At 31.3% G+C, this 21939-nt stretch carries 20 protein-coding genes; 9 read left to right on the forward strand and 11 right to left on the reverse strand.

Annotation, left to right across the window (positions count from 1 at the left end):
* Positions 1–82 precede the first annotated feature (82 nt).
* Positions 83–1984: a molecular chaperone DnaK gene (dnaK, locus tag B3792_RS03320; protein WP_219034149.1), complete on the reverse strand. Its 1902-nt coding sequence runs from the start codon at positions 1982–1984 to the stop codon at positions 83–85.
* A gap of 275 nt (positions 1985–2259) precedes the next feature.
* Positions 2260–2586, reverse strand: coding sequence for a tRNA-binding protein (locus B3792_RS03325; protein WP_291068872.1), 327 nt, complete (start codon positions 2584–2586; stop codon positions 2260–2262).
* Between the two features lie 615 nt (positions 2587–3201).
* On the opposite strand from B3792_RS03325, the gene B3792_RS03330 reads away from it, so the two are divergent.
* From B3792_RS03330 to ftsY, 6 genes are all read left to right on the forward strand, one after another.
* A complete protein-coding gene (locus B3792_RS03330) occupies positions 3202–4845 on the forward strand; it encodes a M1 family metallopeptidase (RefSeq protein ID WP_291068855.1) in 1644 nt (547 codons plus the stop codon).
* 143 nt (positions 4846–4988) lie between these two features.
* The gene (gene lnt / locus B3792_RS03335) at positions 4989–6959 is read left to right on the forward strand and encodes an apolipoprotein N-acyltransferase (protein WP_291068857.1); all 1971 of its coding nucleotides are present in this window, start codon (positions 4989–4991) and stop codon (positions 6957–6959) included.
* An 82-nt stretch (positions 6960–7041) separates the two neighbouring features.
* The gene (gene rpmB, locus B3792_RS03340; protein ID WP_038337064.1) at positions 7042–7278 is read left to right on the forward strand and encodes a 50S ribosomal protein L28; all 237 of its coding nucleotides are present in this window, start codon (positions 7042–7044) and stop codon (positions 7276–7278) included.
* 11 nt (positions 7279–7289) lie between these two features.
* Positions 7290–7472 carry a 50S ribosomal protein L33 gene (gene rpmG, locus B3792_RS03345; RefSeq protein WP_038337065.1) on the forward strand — a complete coding sequence of 61 codons (183 nt, stop codon included), beginning with the start codon at positions 7290–7292 and terminating at the stop codon, positions 7470–7472.
* A gap of 14 nt (positions 7473–7486) precedes the next feature.
* Positions 7487–7636 (forward strand): DUF4295 domain-containing protein, encoded by a 150-nt coding sequence (locus B3792_RS03350; RefSeq protein WP_084106961.1) that lies wholly within the window; start codon positions 7487–7489, stop codon positions 7634–7636.
* 124 nt (positions 7637–7760) lie between these two features.
* Positions 7761–8723 carry a signal recognition particle-docking protein FtsY gene (gene ftsY, locus B3792_RS03355; protein ID WP_219034146.1) on the forward strand — a complete coding sequence of 321 codons (963 nt, stop codon included), beginning with the start codon at positions 7761–7763 and terminating at the stop codon, positions 8721–8723.
* A 96-nt stretch (positions 8724–8819) separates the two neighbouring features.
* Here the strand turns inward: ftsY and B3792_RS03360 are convergent, their stop codons facing one another.
* Together B3792_RS03360 and B3792_RS03365 are read right to left on the reverse strand one after the other, a co-directional pair.
* Positions 8820–9479, reverse strand: a complete 660-nt coding sequence (locus tag B3792_RS03360) for a DUF6624 domain-containing protein (RefSeq protein ID WP_291068859.1) — start codon at positions 9477–9479, stop codon at positions 8820–8822.
* Between the two features lie 15 nt (positions 9480–9494).
* Positions 9495–9929: a hypothetical protein gene (locus tag B3792_RS03365; RefSeq protein ID WP_291068861.1), complete on the reverse strand. Its 435-nt coding sequence runs from the start codon at positions 9927–9929 to the stop codon at positions 9495–9497.
* A gap of 115 nt (positions 9930–10044) precedes the next feature.
* Between B3792_RS03365 and B3792_RS03370 the strand changes: the two genes are divergently transcribed.
* Complete coding sequence (locus tag B3792_RS03370) at positions 10045–12135, forward strand: outer membrane beta-barrel protein (protein ID WP_291068863.1); 2091 nt, start codon at positions 10045–10047, stop codon at positions 12133–12135.
* Positions 12136–12278: 143 nt separating this feature from the next.
* Here the strand turns inward: B3792_RS03370 and B3792_RS03375 are convergent, their stop codons facing one another.
* The gene (locus tag B3792_RS03375) at positions 12279–13340 is read right to left on the reverse strand and encodes an acyl-CoA reductase (protein ID WP_291068865.1); all 1062 of its coding nucleotides are present in this window, start codon (positions 13338–13340) and stop codon (positions 12279–12281) included.
* Between the two features lie 62 nt (positions 13341–13402).
* On the opposite strand from B3792_RS03375, the gene B3792_RS03380 reads away from it, so the two are divergent.
* Positions 13403–13753: a 4Fe-4S dicluster domain-containing protein gene (locus tag B3792_RS03380; protein WP_114999046.1), complete on the forward strand. Its 351-nt coding sequence runs from the start codon at positions 13403–13405 to the stop codon at positions 13751–13753.
* Positions 13754–13807: 54 nt separating this feature from the next.
* Here the strand turns inward: B3792_RS03380 and B3792_RS03385 are convergent, their stop codons facing one another.
* The 5 genes from B3792_RS03385 to B3792_RS03405 form a co-directional block, all read right to left on the reverse strand.
* Complete coding sequence (locus B3792_RS03385; protein WP_286495368.1) at positions 13808–16420, reverse strand: gliding motility-associated C-terminal domain-containing protein; 2613 nt, start codon at positions 16418–16420, stop codon at positions 13808–13810.
* 237 nt (positions 16421–16657) lie between these two features.
* Positions 16658–18325: a gliding motility-associated ABC transporter substrate-binding protein GldG gene (gene gldG / locus B3792_RS03390; RefSeq protein ID WP_291068867.1), complete on the reverse strand. Its 1668-nt coding sequence runs from the start codon at positions 18323–18325 to the stop codon at positions 16658–16660.
* A gap of 4 nt (positions 18326–18329) precedes the next feature.
* Complete coding sequence (locus B3792_RS03395; protein WP_180905923.1) at positions 18330–19058, reverse strand: ABC transporter permease subunit; 729 nt, start codon at positions 19056–19058, stop codon at positions 18330–18332.
* Position 19059: 1 nt separating this feature from the next.
* On the reverse strand, positions 19060–19605 hold the full coding sequence (locus tag B3792_RS03400) for a CopD family protein (RefSeq protein WP_038337072.1): 546 nt from the start codon (positions 19603–19605) through the stop codon (positions 19060–19062).
* A gap of 40 nt (positions 19606–19645) precedes the next feature.
* Positions 19646–20488 (reverse strand): SAM hydrolase/SAM-dependent halogenase family protein, encoded by an 843-nt coding sequence (locus B3792_RS03405; protein ID WP_135835240.1) that lies wholly within the window; start codon positions 20486–20488, stop codon positions 19646–19648.
* Positions 20489–20564: 76 nt separating this feature from the next.
* On the opposite strand from B3792_RS03405, the gene B3792_RS03410 reads away from it, so the two are divergent.
* Entirely contained in the window at positions 20565–21539 is a 975-nt protein-coding gene (locus B3792_RS03410; RefSeq protein WP_038337083.1) for a PhoH family protein, read from the forward strand.
* Positions 21540–21607: 68 nt separating this feature from the next.
* Here the strand turns inward: B3792_RS03410 and B3792_RS03415 are convergent, their stop codons facing one another.
* On the reverse strand, positions 21608–21781 hold the full coding sequence (locus tag B3792_RS03415; protein ID WP_180905924.1) for a hypothetical protein: 174 nt from the start codon (positions 21779–21781) through the stop codon (positions 21608–21610).
* Between the last annotated feature and the right edge of the window lie 158 nt (positions 21782–21939).

The raw sequence follows: 21939 nt of genomic DNA on the forward strand, positions 1-21939 counted from the left end.
AGTTTAAGGAGAGACTATTTATATTAATAAACATAAAAAAGCCTCGCAATGCGAGGCTTTCCTATTGATAAATGAAATTCTATTATTTAACTTCTTCGAAGTCTACGTCTTCAACACCATCATTTTTTGCTTGACCTTGATCAGCTCCTGGTTGCGCTTGTGCACCACCTTCTTGACCTTCGTTCATTGCAGCATAAATTTCTTGTGAAGCAGCATTCCAAGCTGTATTTAATTTTTCCATAGAAGCATCAATTGCAGCAACGTCTTGAGCAGCGTGAGCAGATTTAACCTCAGCTAAAGCTTCTTCAATTGGTTGTTTTTTGTCAGCAGGAATTTTATCTCCGTACTCAGTCAATTGTTTTTCCGTTTGGAAAATTAACGCGTCAGCAGCATTTACTTTTTCAATTTTGTTTTTTGCTTCTTCGTCTTTTGCAGCATTTTCTTGTGCTTCTTTTTTCATTCTTTCAATATCAGCATCAGATAATCCAGATGAAGCTTCAATTTTGATTGATTGCTCTTTTCCTGTTCCTTTATCTTTTGCAGATACACTTAAGATACCATTCGCATCAATATCAAATGTTACTTCGATTTGAGGAACACCTCTTTGTGCTGGTGGAATATCTACTAAGTCAAAACGTCCGATTTCTTTGTTATCGTTGAATAATGGACGCTCTCCTTGACCAATTCTTAATGTTACTGCTGGTTGATTGTCAACTGCAGTTGAGAAAACTTCAGATTTTTTAGTTGGAATTGTTGTATTCGCTTCAATTAATTTTGTGAATACTCCTCCTAAAGTTTCGATACCTAAAGATAATGGTGTAACGTCTAATAATAATACGTCTTTTACATCACCTGTTAAAACACCTCCTTGGATAGCTGCACCAATTGCAACAACCTCGTCTGGATTAACTCCTTTAGATGGTTTTTTACCGAAGAATTTTTCTACTTCTTCTTGGATTTTTGGCATACGTGTAGATCCACCAACTAAGATAACTTCGTCGATATCGTTGATTGATAAACCTGCATCAGATAACGCTTTTTTACAAGGCTCCATAGAACGACGTACTAAATCTTCTGTTAACTGATCAAATTTAGAACGAGTTAAAGTTTCTACTAAGTGTTTTGGTCCTGTTTCGTTAGCTGTAACGTATGGTAAATTAATTTCTGTTTGAGCAGAAGAAGATAATTCGATTTTAGCTTTTTCAGCAGCTTCACGTAAACGTTGTAAAGCCATTGCGTCTTTTTTCAAATCTACACCTTCTTTCGCTTGGAATTCAGAAGCTAACCAATTGATGATTGCATCATCAAAATCATCACCTCCTAAGTGTGTATCACCGTTTGTAGATAACACTTCGAATACACCGTCACCTAATTCTAGGATAGATACGTCAAAAGTACCACCACCTAAATCGTAAACAACGATTTTTTTATCTGAGTTTGCTTTGTCTAATCCGTAAGCTAATGCAGCAGCAGTAGGCTCGTTGATAATACGTTCTACTTTAAGACCTGCAATTTCACCAGCTTCTTTAGTTGCTTGACGTTGAGCATCGTTAAAATAAGCTGGTACAGTAATTACCGCTCTTGATACTTCTTGTCCTAAATAATCTTCAGCAGTTTTTTTCATTTTTTGTAAAATCATTGCTGAGATTTCTTGTGGAGTATAGTTACGTCCATCAATATCAACTGCTGGCGTATCATTGTTTCCTTTTACAACTGAATAAGGAACACGACCGATTTCATCTGCATCATTATTAAATTTAGTTCCCATGAAACGTTTAATAGAATAAATCGTTTTCTTTGGGTTTGTTACAGCTTGACGTTTTGCTGAATCACCAACTTTAATTTCCCCTCCTTCTACGAATGCTACGATAGATGGAGTAGTTCTTTTACCTTCTGCATTTGGAATTACAACTGGCTCACTACCTTCCATTACAGAAACACAAGAGTTCGTTGTACCTAAGTCGATTCCGATTATTTTGCTCATATTGTTTAGTTATTTTTTATATTATTAATGATTTATTTTAAACTTTTACACATCATCAAAAATGATGCTACACCAGAATAGTCAATCTTTGTGCCAACATAAAAAAAATGACATCCAATAGATTTTAGATGTCAGGTTGTCAGATTATGATTAATGATTTGATTATTTATCGATAAAAAAGTCAGTTTATTGGTTGATAAAATGTCAGCGTTAAGTTATACTCAAATTTTATCTCAGCCTTAACCTCAGCCTTAGTCTTAGTCTCAACCTCAATATTACCCAATCTTACTTCCGTTTTCAACTTTTCGTTCGGGATTCAAGAGAATAACATCTTTATTATTTCCATAAACGCCCATCACGAGACATTCGCTCATAAAAGTGGCAATTTGTTTTTTCGGAAAGTTAACCACAGCCATTATTTGTTTTCCAATCAATTCTTCTTTGTTATAAAGCGATGTAATTTGTGCCGAACTTTTCTTGATTCCTAACGGACCAAAATCAATTTCTAATTGATAAGCAGGATTTCTTGCTTTCGGAAAATCATTTGCACTGATAATTGTCCCAATTCTCATATCAACTTTCTCGAAATCTTTCCAAGAAATTGTTTCAGTATTATTTTCAGGTTTTGATTCTTCTTTTGGTTTATTCTCTTTGTCGTAAATCGTTTGCAGAATTTTTTCTAAATCAGTTTTTTCATTCGCATATTTCGTTTTCATGTTATCTGGCATTCGGTTATAATACGTCAACGCTTTTTCGCCAAATTGTTTGATGTAAAAATTAGTCAATGGAGGAACGTTTGGAAATTGTTTATGAAAAATCATTTCTGTATACGCTTGCCATTCGCGTTCTTCTCGCAATTCAATTTGATTTTCGCCCGAACGCTGAAAAACATGTACCATTTCGTGCATCAAAACATTGGAAAGTAATACTAAATCAAAATCAAGAATATTACGCGGAACACGAATTGTAATTCCTGTTTTTTCTTCACCTTCTGCAGTCAATAAAAAACCTTTTGGATCGATTTCTTCTCGAAACGTAAAACCTGTAAAAGCATTATGTTTTAATTTCAATTCATCTAAAATTTCGTACAATGCTTCAACGATTAAGTGATTATTTTTTAAATAATTTATTCTTTCCTTAAATTTTTCTGTAATCATAGCTTTTTGGCTTATTTATCAAATATATAATCTTATTTTTGATATGTTTTAAAAATGACTATGAAGAAATTAGTACTATTACTTGGCTTGATCTCGATAACAACAAATGCACAAGTACTTAATAACAAACAAGAGTTTACGCGACAAGATTCGCTTCGCGGAACGAATAATGAATTCCGAAATTGGTGGGATGTTAAAAAATATAAAGTAAGTGTAGAACCAGATTATCAGTCAAAATCGATAAAAGGAAAAACGACAATTACGTTTGATAAAATTGCTCCTCAACAATCAGATTTATTGCAGATAGATTTACAAGATCCAATGATGGTTTCGGCTGTAAAATTGAATGGAAAGAAAATTTCTGATTTCAAACGTGATGGAAATGTCTATTTTATTAATGTCGGAAAAAATATCAAGAATACGTCGAATCAATTAGAATTAGAATACAACGGAAATCCTCGTGTTGCAGTGAAAGCACCTTGGGACGGCGGTTGGATTTTTACGAAAGATGAAAAAGGTCGCGATTGGATGTCTGTTGCGGTACAAGGTTTGGGCGCAAGTGCTTGGTTTCCGAACAAAGATTATTTAGGTGATGAGCCAGATAAAGGAATGGAATTGGAAATTATAGCTCCAAAAGATTTGGTTGGAGTTGGTAATGGACGATTAGTTTCTAAGAAAGAGAAAAATGGTAAAACAATTTCTACATGGAAAGTTGTCAATCCGATCAATAATTATAACATTATTCCATATATCGGACATTATGTCAATTTCAAAGATACTTTTGAAGGTGAAAAAGGTAAATTGGATTTAGATTATTATGTATTAGATTATAATATAGATAAAGCAAAATCGCAGTTTGAACAAGCAAAATTAATGTTGAAAAGTTTCGAACATTGGTTTGGACCTTATCCTTTTTACGAAGATTCTTTCAAAATTGTTGAAGCTCCGCATTTGGGAATGGAACATCAATCTGGAATTGCGTACGGAAATAAATTTGAGAATGGTTATTTAGGTCGTGATTTATCAGGTTCTGGTTGGGGATTGAAATGGGATTTTATCATCGTTCATGAAGCTGGTCACGAATGGTTTGGGAATAATATTACCGAAAAAGATGTGGCAGATATGTGGATTCACGAAGCATTTACGGCTTATTCGGAAACGTTGTTCACAGAAACTTATTATGGAAAGGATGCGGCGAGCGAATATGTGCGTGGAACGAGAAAAGCAATTCAAAATGATATTCCAATTATCGGCGTGTATGGCGTAAACCAAGAGGGTAGTGGCGATATGTACTATAAAGGTGCAAATATGATTCACACGTTGAGAACTTGGATGAATAATGATGAAAAATTTAGACAAATGTTACGTGGATTAAACAAAGAATTTTATCATCAAACTGTAACTACAGAGCAAATTGAAAATTATATAGCGAAGTTTTCTGGATTAAATTTGAATACTTTTTTTAATCAATATTTAAGAACAGTGAAAGTACCAACTTTAGAGCTTAAACAAAATGGAAATAAAGTTGAATATCGTTATACGAATGTTGTGGATGGATTTGCAATGCCGTTACGTTTGAAAGATTCTGATGTAATCATCAATCCTACGACTAATTGGCAAACAATTAATAATTCAACGATTACAAAAGCGATTGATGTAACAATTAATCCAAATTATTATATCGATTCGCATATTATATATTAAAACTGAATGAGATATTGAAACAAGTTCAACATGATAAGGAAAGTCAACCTGAACTTGTTTTCAGGTTCTCATCCAAAATGATTTATAAAATATTCCAAACAAATATCATCTATTTTTGAACGATGAACACTTAAATTTGTGACATGAAAAAATACATTGCGTACGCAATAATATTAGGTTTATTATTTGCATTTATATGGAAAATACAAATTTTTCCATTACAAATTTTATTACTTATAATTTTAATGTTCATTGAGAATAAGCTTTCAAATGAAGAATTAAGTAATAAAATTTTAAAAATTTCTGGATTATCTTTTCTGATGTTTTTCATTTTTAATTTAATTGTCACTTGGAGTTCAATATCAGATGTTTATAGTGGTATTTCATTAATAGTTAATCCTTTAATATTATCAATTTGTTTTATCATTTATCATTTGATGTTAAATAAAACGGGACAGTTAAAAAAATACATTGCATACGCAATCTTATCAGGATTATTATTAACAGCAGGTTGGCCATCGCATGGTTTTCCATTGTTATTATTTATAGGATTTGTACCCTTGATGTTAGCAGAACATCAAATCAAGCAACGCGCAGAATTCAAGAAAAAAGGGAGCAAAATTTTCGGACTTTCGTTTTTAGCTTTCTTTATTTGGAATGCGATTGTAATTTGGTGGTTGCATTATGCACAAGAAACGGACGCGAATGGAGATTTGCACAATTCGTGGAGCGCTTATTTGATTCCCGTTGTAGCGAATTCGTTGTTTATGTCAATTGTTTTTCAGTTGTATCATTTCGTCAAAACAAAAGCTGGTAATCTGTATGGATTGGTTTTTCTTCCTGCGATTTGGATGAGTTTTGATAAACTAACCTTGAATTGGGAACTAACTTGGCCTTGGTTTAACCTTGGAAATGGTTTTGCAAAATATTACGAATGGGTGCAATGGTACGAGTACACAGGAACTTTTGGAGGTGCGCTTTGGATTTGGTTAGTTAATATTACGGTATTCTATTATTTGACGGCTTATATTAATAAGAAAGAAATGAGATATCTAAACAAATTAGGTATTTATGCTGGATTATTAATCGCTGTTCCAATTGGGATTTCTTATATTATTTATGCGAATTACGAAGAAAAAGGAAAAGCGCTTGATGTGTTAATTCTTCAACCAGATCTTGATCCATATAACGAAAAGTATATGAAAGATGGATTGCAGATTTATGATGTATTGAAACAATTGGCATTGAAAAACATTCAACCAAAAACTCAATTCGTTGTCGCGCCAGAAACTGCCGTACCTGGATCATCTGCCTTGATTTTTGATAATATGTATGATGATTTAATTATACAAGACATTCAGCAATGGACAAAAACCAAAAAAGATTTACATTTTGTAACAGGAGCATCTATCATGCGAATTTATCCAATGCAATCTTTAGCATCGGAAACGGCATCTGTTATGAGAGATGGAATTACGTGGTACGACGCTTATAACTCGGCTTTGCAGATAAGCGGAAACGATTCTATAGAAGTTTATCATAAGAGTAAATTAGTACCTGGAGTAGAAATTTTTCCATATCGAAACATTTTAATGCCAATTATTGGAGAATTTATGCTTAACTTTGGCGGCACAACAAAAACGTTGGGGATTCAACCTCATCGTTCTGTTTTCAAGAATAAAACAAACAACGCTACTGTTGCTCCGGTTATATGTTACGAATCTATTTACGGAGACTATACGACAGAATATGTGAGAGAAGGCGCAAATGTTATATTCACAATGACCAACGATTCTTGGTGGGGCTCTACCGATGGTCATCGTCAATTACTATTATATGGTAATTTGAGAGCTATTGAAAATAGACGCGCTATCGTTAGATCTGCAAATTCAGGTATTTCGGCTTTCGTTAATCAGCGAGGAGATATAATGAAGTCTTTACCATATGGAGAGCAGGGTGCCTTAAATGGTACAATTTTAATGAATAGTGAATTAACGTTTTACACAAAATATGGCGATGTAATCGCGAGAATAGCGCTGTTGGTAATGGGAATTATCTTGGCTTATACTCTTGCGCAGAAGTTGTTATATAAACAAAATAAGAAAAAAATATAAAATTAATAACCTAAAGAGTTGTATAAGTAATATATAATTTGTTACTTTGCACTCCGTTTAAAATAGGACAATACAAAATAAGATGTCAAAAATTTGTCAAATTACAGGTAAGAAGAGATTAGTGGGAAACAATGTTTCTCATGCTAATAATAAAACAAAACGCACTTTTGAAGTGAATTTGTTCAAAAAGAGATTTTTTATGCCAGAAACTGGTGAGTGGATTACATTAAGAGTTTCTGCACACGGTTTAAAAACAATCAACAAATTAGGAGTTGATGAGGCTGTTAAACGTGCACGTAAAGAAGGTTTAATCAAATAATTTAAGACACCATGGCAAAAAAAGGAAACAGAGTACAAGTTATTTTAGAATGTACAGAGCATAAAGAAAGTGGTATGCCAGGAATGTCTCGTTATATCACAACTAAAAACAAAAAAAATACTCCAGATCGTATTGAGTTGAAAAAATACAACGCAGTATTGAAAAAGTATACAATTCACAAGGAGATTAAATAATAAAATTTTAGACGATGGCAAAGAAAACGGTAGCAACCCTACAAACTGGGTCTAAAAAAATGACCAAAGTTATCAAAATGGTAAAATCTCCAAAATCTGGAGCTTACGTATTTGTTGAAAAAGTAGTTAACGCTGATGAAGCAGATTCTTTCTTCACGAAATAATCAAATCATCTCCTTAACAAAAAATATTTAAGGTTAATTGAGCTGCCTCGTTTTCAGGGCGGCTTTTTTATTTCCTTATATTTTATGTATCTTCGTACAAAATTTTAAGAAATTTAGCTTATTAATGAGTTGGTTCAAAAAGATATTAGGTAAAGAAAGCAAAGAAAAATTAGATGAAGGATTAGAAAAATCTAAAACTTCTCTATTCGATAAAATCAGTCGTGCTGTAGTAGGTAAATCTAAAGTAGACGATGAGGTTTTAGATGATTTGGAAGAAGTATTGATTTCTTCTGATGTCGGTGTTGAAACAACGATCAAAATTATTCGTCGAATAGAAGAACGCGTAGAGCGTGATAAATATGTTTCGACTTCTGAGTTAGATTTAATTCTTCGCGAAGAAATTGCAGGCTTACTTTCCGAAAATAATATCGAAGATACAAATGGTTTTTCGATTCCAAAGAAAGATGTGCCATATGTTATTATGGTGGTCGGAGTAAATGGAGTTGGAAAAACAACGACGATTGGTAAATTGGCTTCTCAGTTCAAATCTCAAGGACTTAAAGTAGTTCTTGGTGCGGCAGATACGTTTCGTGCGGCAGCTGTAGATCAGTTGGTAATTTGGTCGGATCGTGCAGGTGTACCAATTGTAAAACAAGCGATGGGTTCTGATCCTGCTTCGGTTGCATTTGATACCATTCAGTCGGCAGTTGCGCAAAATGCAGATGTTGTTTTGATTGACACAGCAGGACGTTTGCACAACAAAATTAACTTGATGAACGAGTTAACTAAAATAAAACGTGTGATGCAAAAGGTAATTCCTGATGCGCCACACGAAGTTCTATTAGTGTTAGATGGTTCTACAGGCCAAAATGCTTTTGAGCAAGCGAAACAATTTACACAAGCAACAGAAGTTTCTTCTTTAGCGGTTACAAAATTAGATGGAACAGCAAAAGGAGGAGTAGTAATTGGGATTTCAGATCAATTTCAGATTCCAGTTAAATACATTGGTGTTGGTGAAGGAATCAATGATTTGCAAGCTTTCAATAAAATGGAGTTTGTCGATTCTTTTTTCAAACGTAACAATTAAAAGTCTTCGTTTTCGATACATTTTAAAATACTCAAACTGAACATAAAATATAAATCCTTCACGTTTTTCTTGAAGGATTTTTTTTGTTTAAAATCGTTAATAAAAATCATTTAAAGTATAATGTTTAAATCTAACCTTAGAATCCTTTGCATATTTTTTTATAGTTGATTTAATGCCAGCGTTTCTTCTTAATTTATTTACATTTTTGATATCTTGAATAGGCCAAAGAATTAATTCTGTTTTGTCTGTGCTTTTTAATTTAACTTGAAAAAATTGAGTTCCATAAATTTGAGGTTTTTTGTCATACACAAGGCTTTTATCAAGAGTGAACGCATAATATTTGAAATCTAATTGTTTGTTATCAACAGCTTGTTTCAGAAGATTAAGGTATTTTTTTGGATTTTTCGAATGTTGAATAATTTGCCAAGCAATAGAACTATCATTATTTCCAACTAAATCATTTCCTGGATATCCATATTCTTTTATTATCGAATCAATTTTAGAAATATTAATGGAATCAATTTTGTTCATTTCCTTTTCGAGAAATGATTTTACTTGATGTTTATCAATATTGTTTGACAAAGCAATAGAATCCGTTTTTGATTCTAAAACAGTAGGAATAAAATATATTTTCCTGATTTTTTGATCAGTATGATCAACTTTTATTAATTCATCTTTCAAAGAAGAATTAATTTTATCTTGTCCAAAAATATTGATAGAAATAACCATAAGAAAACTCAATAATTTATAATTCATAACTAATAATTAAGTTTAATACACCACTTTTATATACTCCTTAAAAAAACGTTTACTTTTATTTTCTTTCTTTGAAACTGTTTTTAAAAATTCATTTAAGTATTCACGAAAAGGAGAATCTTTCGCCAAAGCATCTTGTTTTTTACTTGTCAAAACTTGAACAGTTCCGTACATTTCTTCATCATTTTCTACACTCGAAGCAATCAAAGTAAAAGTTTCATTTGATTCATTAATGATGTTTTTATTCGACCAAACTAACAACGGTTGATTGTTTTTAGTGTACAAAACATTGTCCCATTTTCCAAACCAATCGTATAGCATTTTTTTCGCAACCAAAGATGTTTGGAAACTTTCGACACGATATTCTGTCAACGAACGTTCGGCTTGTTCTTGCGCATATAATAAATTGAAACTTGTAAAAAGTACGATAAAAAGAAATAATTTTTTCAAACTCAAAAATCTTGTTTAGCGTAAAGTTATCAAAAATAATTGCAATTCTTGTGTAACTTATTTGTTCTTCATGCGTCATATAAATATACACTAACTCTTAATAGTAGAATTAACCATGAAGAAATTTTTTGTACTTGCTGTTACATTATCAGGAATTTTTGCTTTTGGACAAGATGAAAAGCAAGATTCAACGAACTATAATCCAATTGAAATAAAAGAAGTTTTAGTACAATCGCAACGCAAAAAAATGTTTGCAGACAAAGCAGTTTATACGTTTGATAAAGAAGCGTTGGACAAAGCGCGCTATGCAAAAGATTTATTGAACACATTGCCAGAATTACAAGTAGATCCAATTTCGAATACAATACAGAGTACAAAAGGTGGAACGACTTTGTTATTGATTAATGGAATTGAGGCAACAGATAATCAAATTCGTGCTGTGAAACCGCAAGATGTGGTGCGTGTTGAGTATTTTGATATTCCGCCAGCGCGTTATGCAAATCGTGCAGATCAAGTGGTGAATTTGATTACGCGTAATCCAGAAAATGGTTATGTATATGGTGCGGATCTCACTTCGGCGTTTACAACAGGTTTTATAAATGGTTCTGCTTATGCGAATTTTACGAAAGGAAAAAGTAACTTTGGATTAGAGTATAACATTTATCTGAGAGATTATAAAGATCGTACTTCGATGAATATTTATGATTATAACTTAAATAATATTCATTACAGAACAGAAAATCAGCGCAACGAATATTTTGGATATACGGATCAAACAATTGCATTGCGATATACCAATTCGGATTCGGATAAATATGCTTTTCAAGCAAAGTTGGATATGAATATCAGTTCGAGTTTTGCTTATGCGAATGGAACAAGTTTGTTCTATCAAAATAGTTTATTAAACAATCATTCAACCTATAAACATTCTAATTCTAATTATTCAAAACCAACATTAGATCTTTATTATTCGAGAAAATTAGGAAAGAAAGATGAGTTAAGTTTAAATGTAGTTGGATCGATGTATACAACGAAATCGATTGACGAAACGCGCGAATGGGAAACAATTTCTGGTGCTGAACAATATAATTATTTGACAAATTTAGAAGCTGATCAAAAAGGAATTGTAGGAGAAATAGCGTATACACATAGTTTCGAGAAAGGAAAATTAAATTCTGGTTATCGAATTTCGAATAATTCAATTGATAATAAATTAGAAAACTTAAATGGTCCTTCGAATAATAAAGTAAATTATTTAGAACAATATATCTATTCTGAATATTCTGGAAAAGCGAAAAAGTTGTCATATCGTTTGGGTGTTGGATTAACGAATGTTCATAACAAGAATGAAGATACAAACACAGATACGTGGACGTTTACACCAAAATTAGTATTGGGTTATGAATTAGCGAAGAATCAAAATTTACGTTTTTCGAGTTCATACAAACCAACCAGTCCTTGGAATTCGGCATTGAGTAAAAACGTGATTCAGGTTGTAGAAAACATTACACAAGAAGGAAATCCGTATTTAACCATTCAGAAATCGTTTGGAAATAATTTGATTTACTCTTTCAATTCAAAATATTTTGATTTAAATACAAATGCATTTTATCATTATACAAAAGATCCAATTAATCAATTGTATTTGCAAAATATCATAAATGGAAATGTAGAAGGATATAAATTAACCTACGAAAATGCTCAAAATTCGCAACGTTACGGTGTACAAATTACAGGTTCTATCAAACCTTTCGGAACAGATATTTTAGCTGTTAAAGTAAATATAGCACCAGCAACAGAGCGTTTTAAAACGAAAGATGGTAGAATTTTGAAGAATGATTATATCGGAAATTATTTTGCATTATCATCTGTTTACAAAAACTTTCGTGTAGATTATCAATTTAATATTCCTTATTACACGTTGGGCGGAGCTTTGTTGTATACACAAGAAAACATGAACCATGCTTTTGCGAGTTATAAGTACAATAATTGGACTTTTTCTACTGGAATGTATTGGATTGGAATGCCATCGACTTACAAGCAAAAAACGATGGATAAACAATATGTGGATTATTCTCGTGTAGGGAAAATTTGGGACAACAAATCGATGTTTGTTGTTGGTTTGAGCTTTGATTTTGCTAAAGGTAAGAAAACAAATATCAACCGAAAATTAGAAAATGAAACTGCTGGAGCAGCGACGTTTTAATAAATAAACTAAAAGAGAATNNATTCTCTTTTAGTTTATTTATAATTTAGATGCAATGTTGAAACGAGCTCAACAAGAAATAAAGTAAATGTCATTCCGACGAATGTAGGAATCTATAATTAAATTATTTTTGCATCTAACATCTACAACTCCGCCAAAAATTTCAGCGTATCAATATTATCGGCATAATCTGTTAATTTAGGGAATTGAGTTTGTCCAAATTCAACATAATTCGGATTATCTTTCATGTCATTTCCAACCACACATTGTATTTGATCTTCATTTTCGATCAAATATTTTTTTACATCATTTACATCTTCATAAACTTCAAAATTTACAACTGCAATTGGAGAATGTAAAGCTGTATCTTTTTTCATTAGAACAAAATTATTGTCTAAAAATTCATCTTTTCCTAACAAAAATATTGCACGATTGTAATCGTAATTATTTGCATATTTAGGATGATTAATCACATCACCATAAGAAAAAATAGCTTCGAAAATTTTTGGTAATTGAACTTCATCTTTTACATAAAGTTTAGTTACATTTCGGCAACCTAATCCAAAATAAATGAATAAGTCGTTACCCAATTTTTTCAATTCTTCATCAGTTTCCGAACCATTCAATACAGCAACCGAAGTTCTATTTTTACGAATAATGTTAGGAACTTTTCCAAAATATTGTTCAAAATAACGTGCCGTGTTATTACTTCCAGTTGCAATAACTGCATCAAAATTTTCTAATCGTTCAATAGTTTGAATAATCAATTTGAAATTTTCATCAATCGAATACAAATATTTTATCGCTAATTTGATTAATTTATCATCTTTAGATGAGGTTTTGATTAACGCATTATTTCCAGAAATAACAACAGAAAGTAAATCATGAAAACCAACCAAAGGTAAATTCCCAGCCATGATAATTCCGACATTTTTTTGCGTTTCAGCAAAAGGATAATCTTTCGACCAAGCCAATAAATTTTCTTCCGTTAAAGCTTCTGCCCAACTTTTCAAGGCTAACGTAATATTATCTTTTGTAAACCAATTGTTGTAGGCTTCTGCATCGCTCACTGCATATTCAGCTTCTTCTTTCCAATTCTCGAATTTTTCTGTCAGTTCTGTGTCTTTAATCGAATCATTATTTATAATAAAATTAAAAAACTGCCCCAATTCGTTAAATGCTGAAATCCTTTGTTCAAATGTCATTTTTTCTGAAAATTAAATGTAATTTTGTAGTTGCAAATGTAGGAAATAAAAAAACAGATACAATGGCTATAATTATTACAGATGAATGTATAAATTGTGGAGCTTGTGAGCCAGAATGTCCAAATAACGCGATTTATGAAGCTGCGGTAGATTGGAAATATTCTGATGGAACTTCTCTTAGCGGAACAATTGTAAACGTAGACGGCGCAACTTTTGACGCTGATGCGGTGCAAGATCCTGTGAGTGATGAGGTTTATTACATTGTTCCCGATAAATGTACTGAATGTAAAGGTTTCCACGAAGAACCACAATGTGCGGCAGTTTGTCCGGTGGATTGTTGTGTGCCTGATGATAACCACGTAGAAAGCGAAGAGCGCCTTTTGAGTAAAAAAGCGTTTATGCACTTAGAGTAAAATCGTCACAACTTTACATATAAAAACCTCTCAGAATTTGAGAGGTTTTTTTTGTTATTTATTTTTGAGTAAAATCCAGCCTTGTAATTTGTTTTTTGTTTCAGAATTTAGTTCATTCCATTCTAAATAATACCAATAAGTATCTGTTGGTAAGTTCATTCCGTTGGCTTGTTTTCCTTTCCAAATAAAATTATTTTCTCCATTGTCTTTGAATACAGTTTTTCCGAAACGATCAACGATTAAAACAGAAGATTTTTCTTTTAATTTAAGGAATGAAAAATCAATTTCGTCATTTTTTCCATCATTGTTTGGCGAGATGAAATTATAAAAATTGGGGATTTCAAATAATATCTCTTTAATACAACCTTCAGCAGTTTGTATTTCGATTTTATGTAAGCCTTTAGAAACATCAGTAAATGTGTTGGATGTCGTCCATTGTCCATTATCTATTCGGTATTTAATAGGTTGATTAGCATTAGTAACATTTACTGTAACTTCATTTTTTGTAATTTTTAATGATAGTTTAACTTTTTCACACGGATCAGGAGGTAGTAAAGTAGTAAATGAAATATTAGAACAAGATATTGCAGGACCAATATTATTAATTGCTATTACTCTTACATAATAAGTCATATTATAAGATAATGAAGTAGAAATAGTATATGTATCAACGTTACCTAAATTTATTTCCAAAATATCATTTCCATTTTGGGATGTTCCAATGATTAATTGATAGGAAGTGGCATTTGCGATTTTATTCCATTTAATTGTCGGATTTAATGAAACATTTGATTCTCCATTTGCAGGTAATGTTGCTGTTGTACAATTTGGAATGGTAGGTACATCCATTGTTTTAAATCTAAAAACAGGACAAGTTTCACGTTTCATTCCTATTAATGTATTTTCTGGGTGTATTTTTACATTATACCAAGTGTTGGGTGTTAAATCGTTTGCTATTTGAGAAAATGTAATAGTATTATTGCTTGGTGTGGAATTATCTAAAACATCAGTTTGAATTGTTGGATCACTCTGATTATCTTCTTGAATTATTAAATTATATTGATTAGCATTATTTATTTTTTCCCATTTAAGACTAGGTTTCAAAATAACATTTTCTTCATTATCATATGGAGATATAATATTTGGACAATCAGGAAAAAGTGTATTGATATCAAAAGTTAATTCATAAGCACCCATATCTACAGATAATCCATAATATCTATTTCTTTTGTCAATATCATGAAAAAGAGAAGTAGCACCTCCTGCGATTTGTTGAAATAAACGTTCACTTCCTGTATTGAAAGCTGGACTAGAAATTTGTAGAGTAAAATCAGAATTGTCATTTACAAATTTAGGATTTCCTCTAATGTTATTTGCGGTAGAGTAATCCTCTACAATATTATTTTGGATATCATTTGTAGCTGAATTATCATTTAATATTTCAGAAGAAATGTCTTTATTTAAGTTGCCTGTTCTCCCATTTATATAGAAAATACTATTATAGATGATATTTTTAGAATTTTGAGCATATACGATAGCAGAGTTAGAATTATTTACAATAGTTGCATTAGTAATCAGAAGATTTTTTTTGTTAAATATAGCACCAGCATAATTAGACGCTCTGTTATTATAGAATAAAGAGCTAATAATTTTAAAATCTGAATTACTTTCATTATAAATAGCTCCACCAATTATTGCTTTATTTCCAATGAAATGAATTCTATTTAGATAGTTTTTAGAGTTTGGTGTGCTATAAATAGCTCCACCATTTTTTCTACTTTCATTTTCTTTGAAATAAATAGCAGTTAAAGTTAGATTACTATTATTATTATAGATAGCTCCACCATTTTCTAAACTTATATTATTTTCAAAATTATAAACATCAGTACTCGAAGTATTATTACCAACAATTTGTTCAATTTTTACATTATCAAGATTTTTCAAATATAAAGCAGCACCATTTGAAGATGAAGAATTATTTTTAAAAGTGGTATTTTCTAAAGTTACTTTATTTACATTTTCTATATAAAAAGCACTACCATTATTTGTAGAATTGTTTATAGCCCTGTTGTCATTAAATTGGACAAAATCGGTTTTTATTTCATTTATATTATTTATATAAACTGAGCTTGTATTAGATAAATTGTTTTCTGCAAAAATAATATTTTCTAAATTCAATGTTAGATTAGGAGAATTAATAAAAGAAGCAGAAGAACCTTTTTCTGTTAATGATGTAGAATTAGCATTTTTAGAAGTGAAATTTTTTAATGTTACTTCTAAATTATTTTCAAACTTAAACAGCTTTGTTGCATTTTGACCATTAATAACCGATGTTGTTTCATTACCAGTTCTTTCTAACCAACCACCTGTTTCTGGATCAATTTCATATATATAACCACCTGTTATTTCAACTTTAAAAAAACCGCGAAAATCAATAACATTCCTAGCAGAGAAATTACCTTGATATAATTTTATTGAAATGTTTGTATTTCTATTAGTTATTGAATTTATGTTATTAGTTAAATTTTCATATGAGATAGCATTATTCCAATTAGCTCCAGAGCCATTTCCAGTAGAAGTTTCTTTTACGTGAATTTGACTATATAATAAAATAGGAATTGTAAAGGTTAGTAATAAGGTTAAAATAAATTTATATAGATTGTTCATTAAATTTTAATTCATATTAGTGTGAATTAAAAATAGGTAATTCTTTTATTTAAAACTAAAAAAAACTCAAGTTATTTACTTGAGGTTTTTTTAATTTTGGGCAATCCCTTCGGGCGGGCTTTTCGTTGCAATCTTTTTCTCAAACTTCGACTTCGTTTAGTTATCAAAAAAGGATTTCCACTTCAATCCCTATTGCATTTTATTAATTTCTAAACTCGAGCTTCGAAATTCGTTTTTTTAAGAATATCTTTTCTTTCTAATCCAAAATCCAATTCCAGCTAATAAAGCAATAATAGCAGTTGGAACAAGTAGATTAATCATTTGCCAAGTAGATTTTTCTTGTAAAACAGTTGTTTCGCTCAACAAAGGAATCTCTAATTTACGATTACGTAGAGCCAAGAAATCAGAATCACCTAATAAATAATCCATCGCATTCATTACAAATGTTTGGTTGGCGTATGTTTTCGGTTTTCCGTCTGGATTATCTGGACGAACCGAAAATTTATTTTCTCCTAATTGCATCGGAATTCCTCTCCACAAAGCATTTTTCAAAACATCTCCGTCCGAAATAACGATCATTTTTCCGTCAGTAGTTTTCGGTTTGAAATTCGGAAATTCTTTACGTTCGTAACGCGAAGCATAAGCCGAATTGAAATTACCTTCTAACAAAACTGCCATCGGAATTTTACCCATTTTATATTCTTCAGGATTTTCGATTTCAACTTCGTTTAATTGAATATAATTTAAAGCAGGTTTCAAACTTGATTGTTCAGAAGAACTCAATAAAACCGTTTGCTTAATATTTGGATTTTTTAGTAATTCGATTGGATTCGAAAATTGAAATAAAACAGGATCGATTGAACTTGTAATTGGGTTTTCTTCTCCTTTAATTCCTAACTCAAAATAAGGCCAATTGTAATAATTGTAACTTGTATTTCCTGCCGTTTCACCATCAGCCAAAACAATTTGCGCCCCATTCATATCCTTTATAACAGCCGGATGAATGCGAACACCATAATTGAATAAGAAATCATTTAACTTCAAATCTCTTGGAAAAGCAACGATTTTTCCACTTCGGAAAATAGAATCCATTTCAGCATCGACAGTTTCCACAGCCATCATCATTTTTCCACCATTCATGATATATTGATCCAAAACCAATTTATCCATATCAGAAAAAGGTAATGTAGGTTTTGCGATAATTAACGCATCAAAACGTTTCAAACTATCCAAATCAGAAGGTTGTAAAGTAAACGATTTGTTTGCAATTGGATTAAGGTAGATCTCAACATCATATTTTTCTGACAAAGCAGAACCTAATCCTTGAATATTAGCTTCTGGTAATTCGTCATGATGAACGATAAAACCAACTCTTTTGCGCTCAAAATTGGTTGCTTTCTGAATTTTTTCGGCAAATAAATATTCTAATTTTTCTGTTGAAGCCAACGCTAATTTATCAAATGGAGTAGAAGGGTCATTGACCAAAACCTCCATATAAGTCGATTTGTCGCCGTAAGTTAATTTTGCGTACGGATAAACATTCAAAATTCCTTTGTCGGTTTTAATCGGAACTGGAGTCAATTTATTTTGCTCTAATTCGGCTTGTCCTAAATCGACAGGATCAATAAAAGAATAAGAAATATTGCTGTTTTTTTCGCGAAGTTCGTCTAATAAAAACTGAATTTCGTTTTTCAAAATTCTGTAATCGCCCGTTAAATCTCCACCCAAAAGAATTTCAATTTTAAGCGGTTGTTTTACATTTTCTACTAACTTTTCTGTTGTAGAAGTTAACGTAAAACGTTTGTCTTTCGTCATGTCAATTCGTGTGTAAACAAATTGAGCGATGATAAAAAGCGCGATAAATGCGATGAAAGTAATTAGATGTTTTTTGTTTAATTTTTTCATGGCACTATTTTTTATTTTCAAGATTAACGATTGAAATTTGATTTAAAATTCCAATCAAAATCAAAAAGTAAAGTAAATCTCGTGTGTCAATAATTCCTTTCAAAAACTGGTTGTAATGTGTAAAACTTCCAATTTTTTGAACATAGAAATCCATCGAACCAAGTAAATTATAAGACGCTAAACTTTCGAATCCATAAAAAATAATGAAGCAAAAGAAAACCGCCAAAACATAAGCCATTACTTGATTCTTGGTAATAGAAGAGGTAAATAAACCAATTGCGGCGAATAAGTTTCCTAAAAAGAAAAGTCCTAAATAGCCAGAAAAAATTGTTCCGTAATCTAATTCTTGTTCAGGCATCAAAAATTCTTGCAACGTAATGATGAACAAGAAAGTTGAAAGCAGACAAAAAACGACAACTGAAACGACTGCTAAATATTTGCCCCAAATAATTTGGTTATTTTTTATAGGTAGTGTAAATAACCACAATAATGTGCCGTTTGCTTGCTCTTCCGCGATTAATTTCATCGTTAAAGCTGGAATCATGAATAGAAAAATCCAAGGTCCGACAAAGAAAAAACTATTTAAAGTTGCATTTCCCGTATTGAAAACATTGAATTCGTTATCAAAAAACCAAAGGAACAAAACCGAAACGATAACAAATGTCGCGGTTGCTAAATAGGCGGTGAAGCCTAAATAAAAATTGGAAAACTCTTTTTTGAAGATCGTCCACATGTTATTTTTTATTATTACGATTAATTAAACGTACAATAAGCATAAGTAGTATACCACAACCAAAGAAACTGACAATTGACCAATACCAATCTCGACCAAAATCTGTTTTTTGAATCACAGCAAACACGATAACAAATAATAAAATTGTTGCCAATTCGTTCATCATTCGCAGTTGAACAGAAGTGTATTTGAAAACTTTATTTTGAATTTGTTTCAACGTTCGCCAGCACCAAAAATGATAAATTAATAAAACACTTATCATTCCCAATTTACTTTTCATCCAAGGCATATGCAGCAAACCTTGATTTTTGTAAAGCATATTCAATCCCATTGTAATCAAAATAACCAAAGCAGGAGCGGTAATTACATTCCATAATTTTTTCTCCATGTAGGTATATTGATCCTGCAAAATTGATTTTTTTGGTTCTTCCATTTGTTGCGTTTCTGTATGATAAATCATTAAACGAACAATGTAAAATAAACCAGCAAAGTAACTTACCACGAAGATAACGTGTATTGCTTTGTATATTAAATAATTATAAGTCATATAGTTATTGTAAACTCTCTAATACTAAATTTTCTCAGCGTTAATTTTCAAATTCAATTGTAATTGTATCGTTTTTCTTCAATCCCATTAACTGATTCGCACCTCCTGATATCGTTGGATTACTTTTGTAAAGCGTAACTTCTAAGAATCCTGCCGAATTAAACAAACACAATGTTCGCCCAAAAGCTTGCACTTCTTTGTTAAAATCTTGTACAACTTCGTTGTAATGCTCATAAATAACAGTAATATCGGTCATCGAGAAATCTTTTTGACGAAGCAAAATTTTATATTTTCTGTCTTGTGCAATTTCATCGAAAAAATCTTTTGAAATATTACTTACAACATTCCCAAAATGATCAATATAAATCACATTTCCTATGATATATTTATCATCGCGATAAATTGGTTTCAACTCATTCAATTGTTTCATTTCTGTACGTTTGTTCCCTAAAAGAGCAGGAACTCCGCCGCGCGCCAAGTGACATGCAACTGGCACAAAACAATTTTTCATTGGAAATAGACTGTCTATTCCTTCTGGATAAGCAGTGATTTCGTAAATTTCTTCTGGTTGATTTTTTTGACAAATCAAGGATAAAATTCCATTATCTGCACAAATAAAATAATGATGATTGATTAATGCACAAATTGGCTTTTGATAAGGCGTACTTAAGGCATTAATCCCAATAATATGTATAGTTCCTTCAGGAAATTCTTCGTAAGAATTACGAATGATATAGGCAGCTTCAGATAAATCATAAGGATTAACATGATGCGAAATATCTACAATTGTAACATCGGCCAATTCCTTTAGAATTGCGCCTTTAACGCTAGAAACAAAGTAATCTTTGACTCCAAAATCCGATGTTAATGTAATAATTGCCACTATTCTCTAATAATTAGCAAATATATTGTTTATTATTCTTTATTTTTGTGTAAGTGAACCAAAAAAACAATCTCATTTGACAGAAATTAATATTGAATTAGCCGAAATTAATGCTCAAGATTTTTATGGTGCTAATAATGAACATCTAAAAAGAATCAAAGAATATTATCCAAAATTAAAGATTGTTGCTCGCGGAAGAGAGTTGACAGTATTTGGAAATGAAGATGTTCTGAAAGTATTTGACCAAAAAATGCAAAGAGTAATTCAGCATATTCACAAATACAATCGACTATCTGATCGCGAACTCGAAATCATTATGACCGAAGATAATAATGAAATGCTTCAAATGAAAAAAGAAGACGAAATTATTGTACACGGTGTAAATGGTAAAATCATCAAACCTCAAACGCCTAATCAACAAAAGCTGGTACAAACTGTTTACAACAAAGATATGGTCTTTGCAATTGGACCTGCTGGTACGGGAAAAACCTATACGGCTGTTGCATTGGCGGTACAAGCGTTGAAGAACAAAGAAGTTCGCCGAATTATTATGACGCGTCCTGCTGTAGAAGCTGGAGAAAATTTAGGTTTTTTACCAGGTGATATGAAAGATAAATTAGATCCATATTTACAACCTTTGTACGATGCGTTGAAAGATATGATTCCGTTCGAGAAGCTTTCGTCTTATACAGAAAAAGGAGTGATAGAAGTTGCGCCTTTAGCATTTATGCGTGGTCGAACGTTGGACGGAGCTTTTGTAATTCTTGATGAAGCACAAAATACAACGTATGCCCAGATGAAAATGTTTTTGACGCGTATGGGAAAAAATTCTAAATTTATTATCACAGGAGATCCTGGTCAGGTCGATTTACCACCAAAACAAAAATCTGGTTTACGTGAAGCGATTAATATATTGAAAGATGTAAAAGATATCGGATTTATTTATTTGGATGATAAAGATGTTGTTCGACACAAGATTGTTCGCGAAGTCTTGAAAGCTTACAAAGTGAGTGAAGATAAAGAGCGAGAGAAAATAGATATAAAAAAGTAAATCAAAAAGCCAATTGTTTCTAAGAGCAATTGGCTTTTCGATTTAATATTTATGGCAGAATATTAAATTTATTCTTTTAGTGGATTAGTTTTTAAAGTAAAACCTAAAATGTTAAACGCTAATCCTATTGGCAAAATCATTCCTGCAATTAAGCTCATTCTATTAGAATCAGAAAATTCTAAGATTAATAAAATTGAAGTTAATATTAAAACTAATCCCGTTATATATAATATGTTTTTCATTTTATTATAAATTGTAATTCAATCAAATATAATGATTTATTTCTAATTTTTGTAAAAAATATTCAGTCTTAAAATAAGGTTCAGAAAGATAATTTTAATAATATGAATCAAGTAAATATCCTTCCGACGAAAAGAGGAAATCTGAAATAAACTTATAA

Source organism: Empedobacter sp. UBA5924 (assembly GCF_002431085.1).
Lineage (GTDB): Bacteria > Bacteroidota > Bacteroidia > Flavobacteriales > Weeksellaceae > Empedobacter > Empedobacter falsenii_B.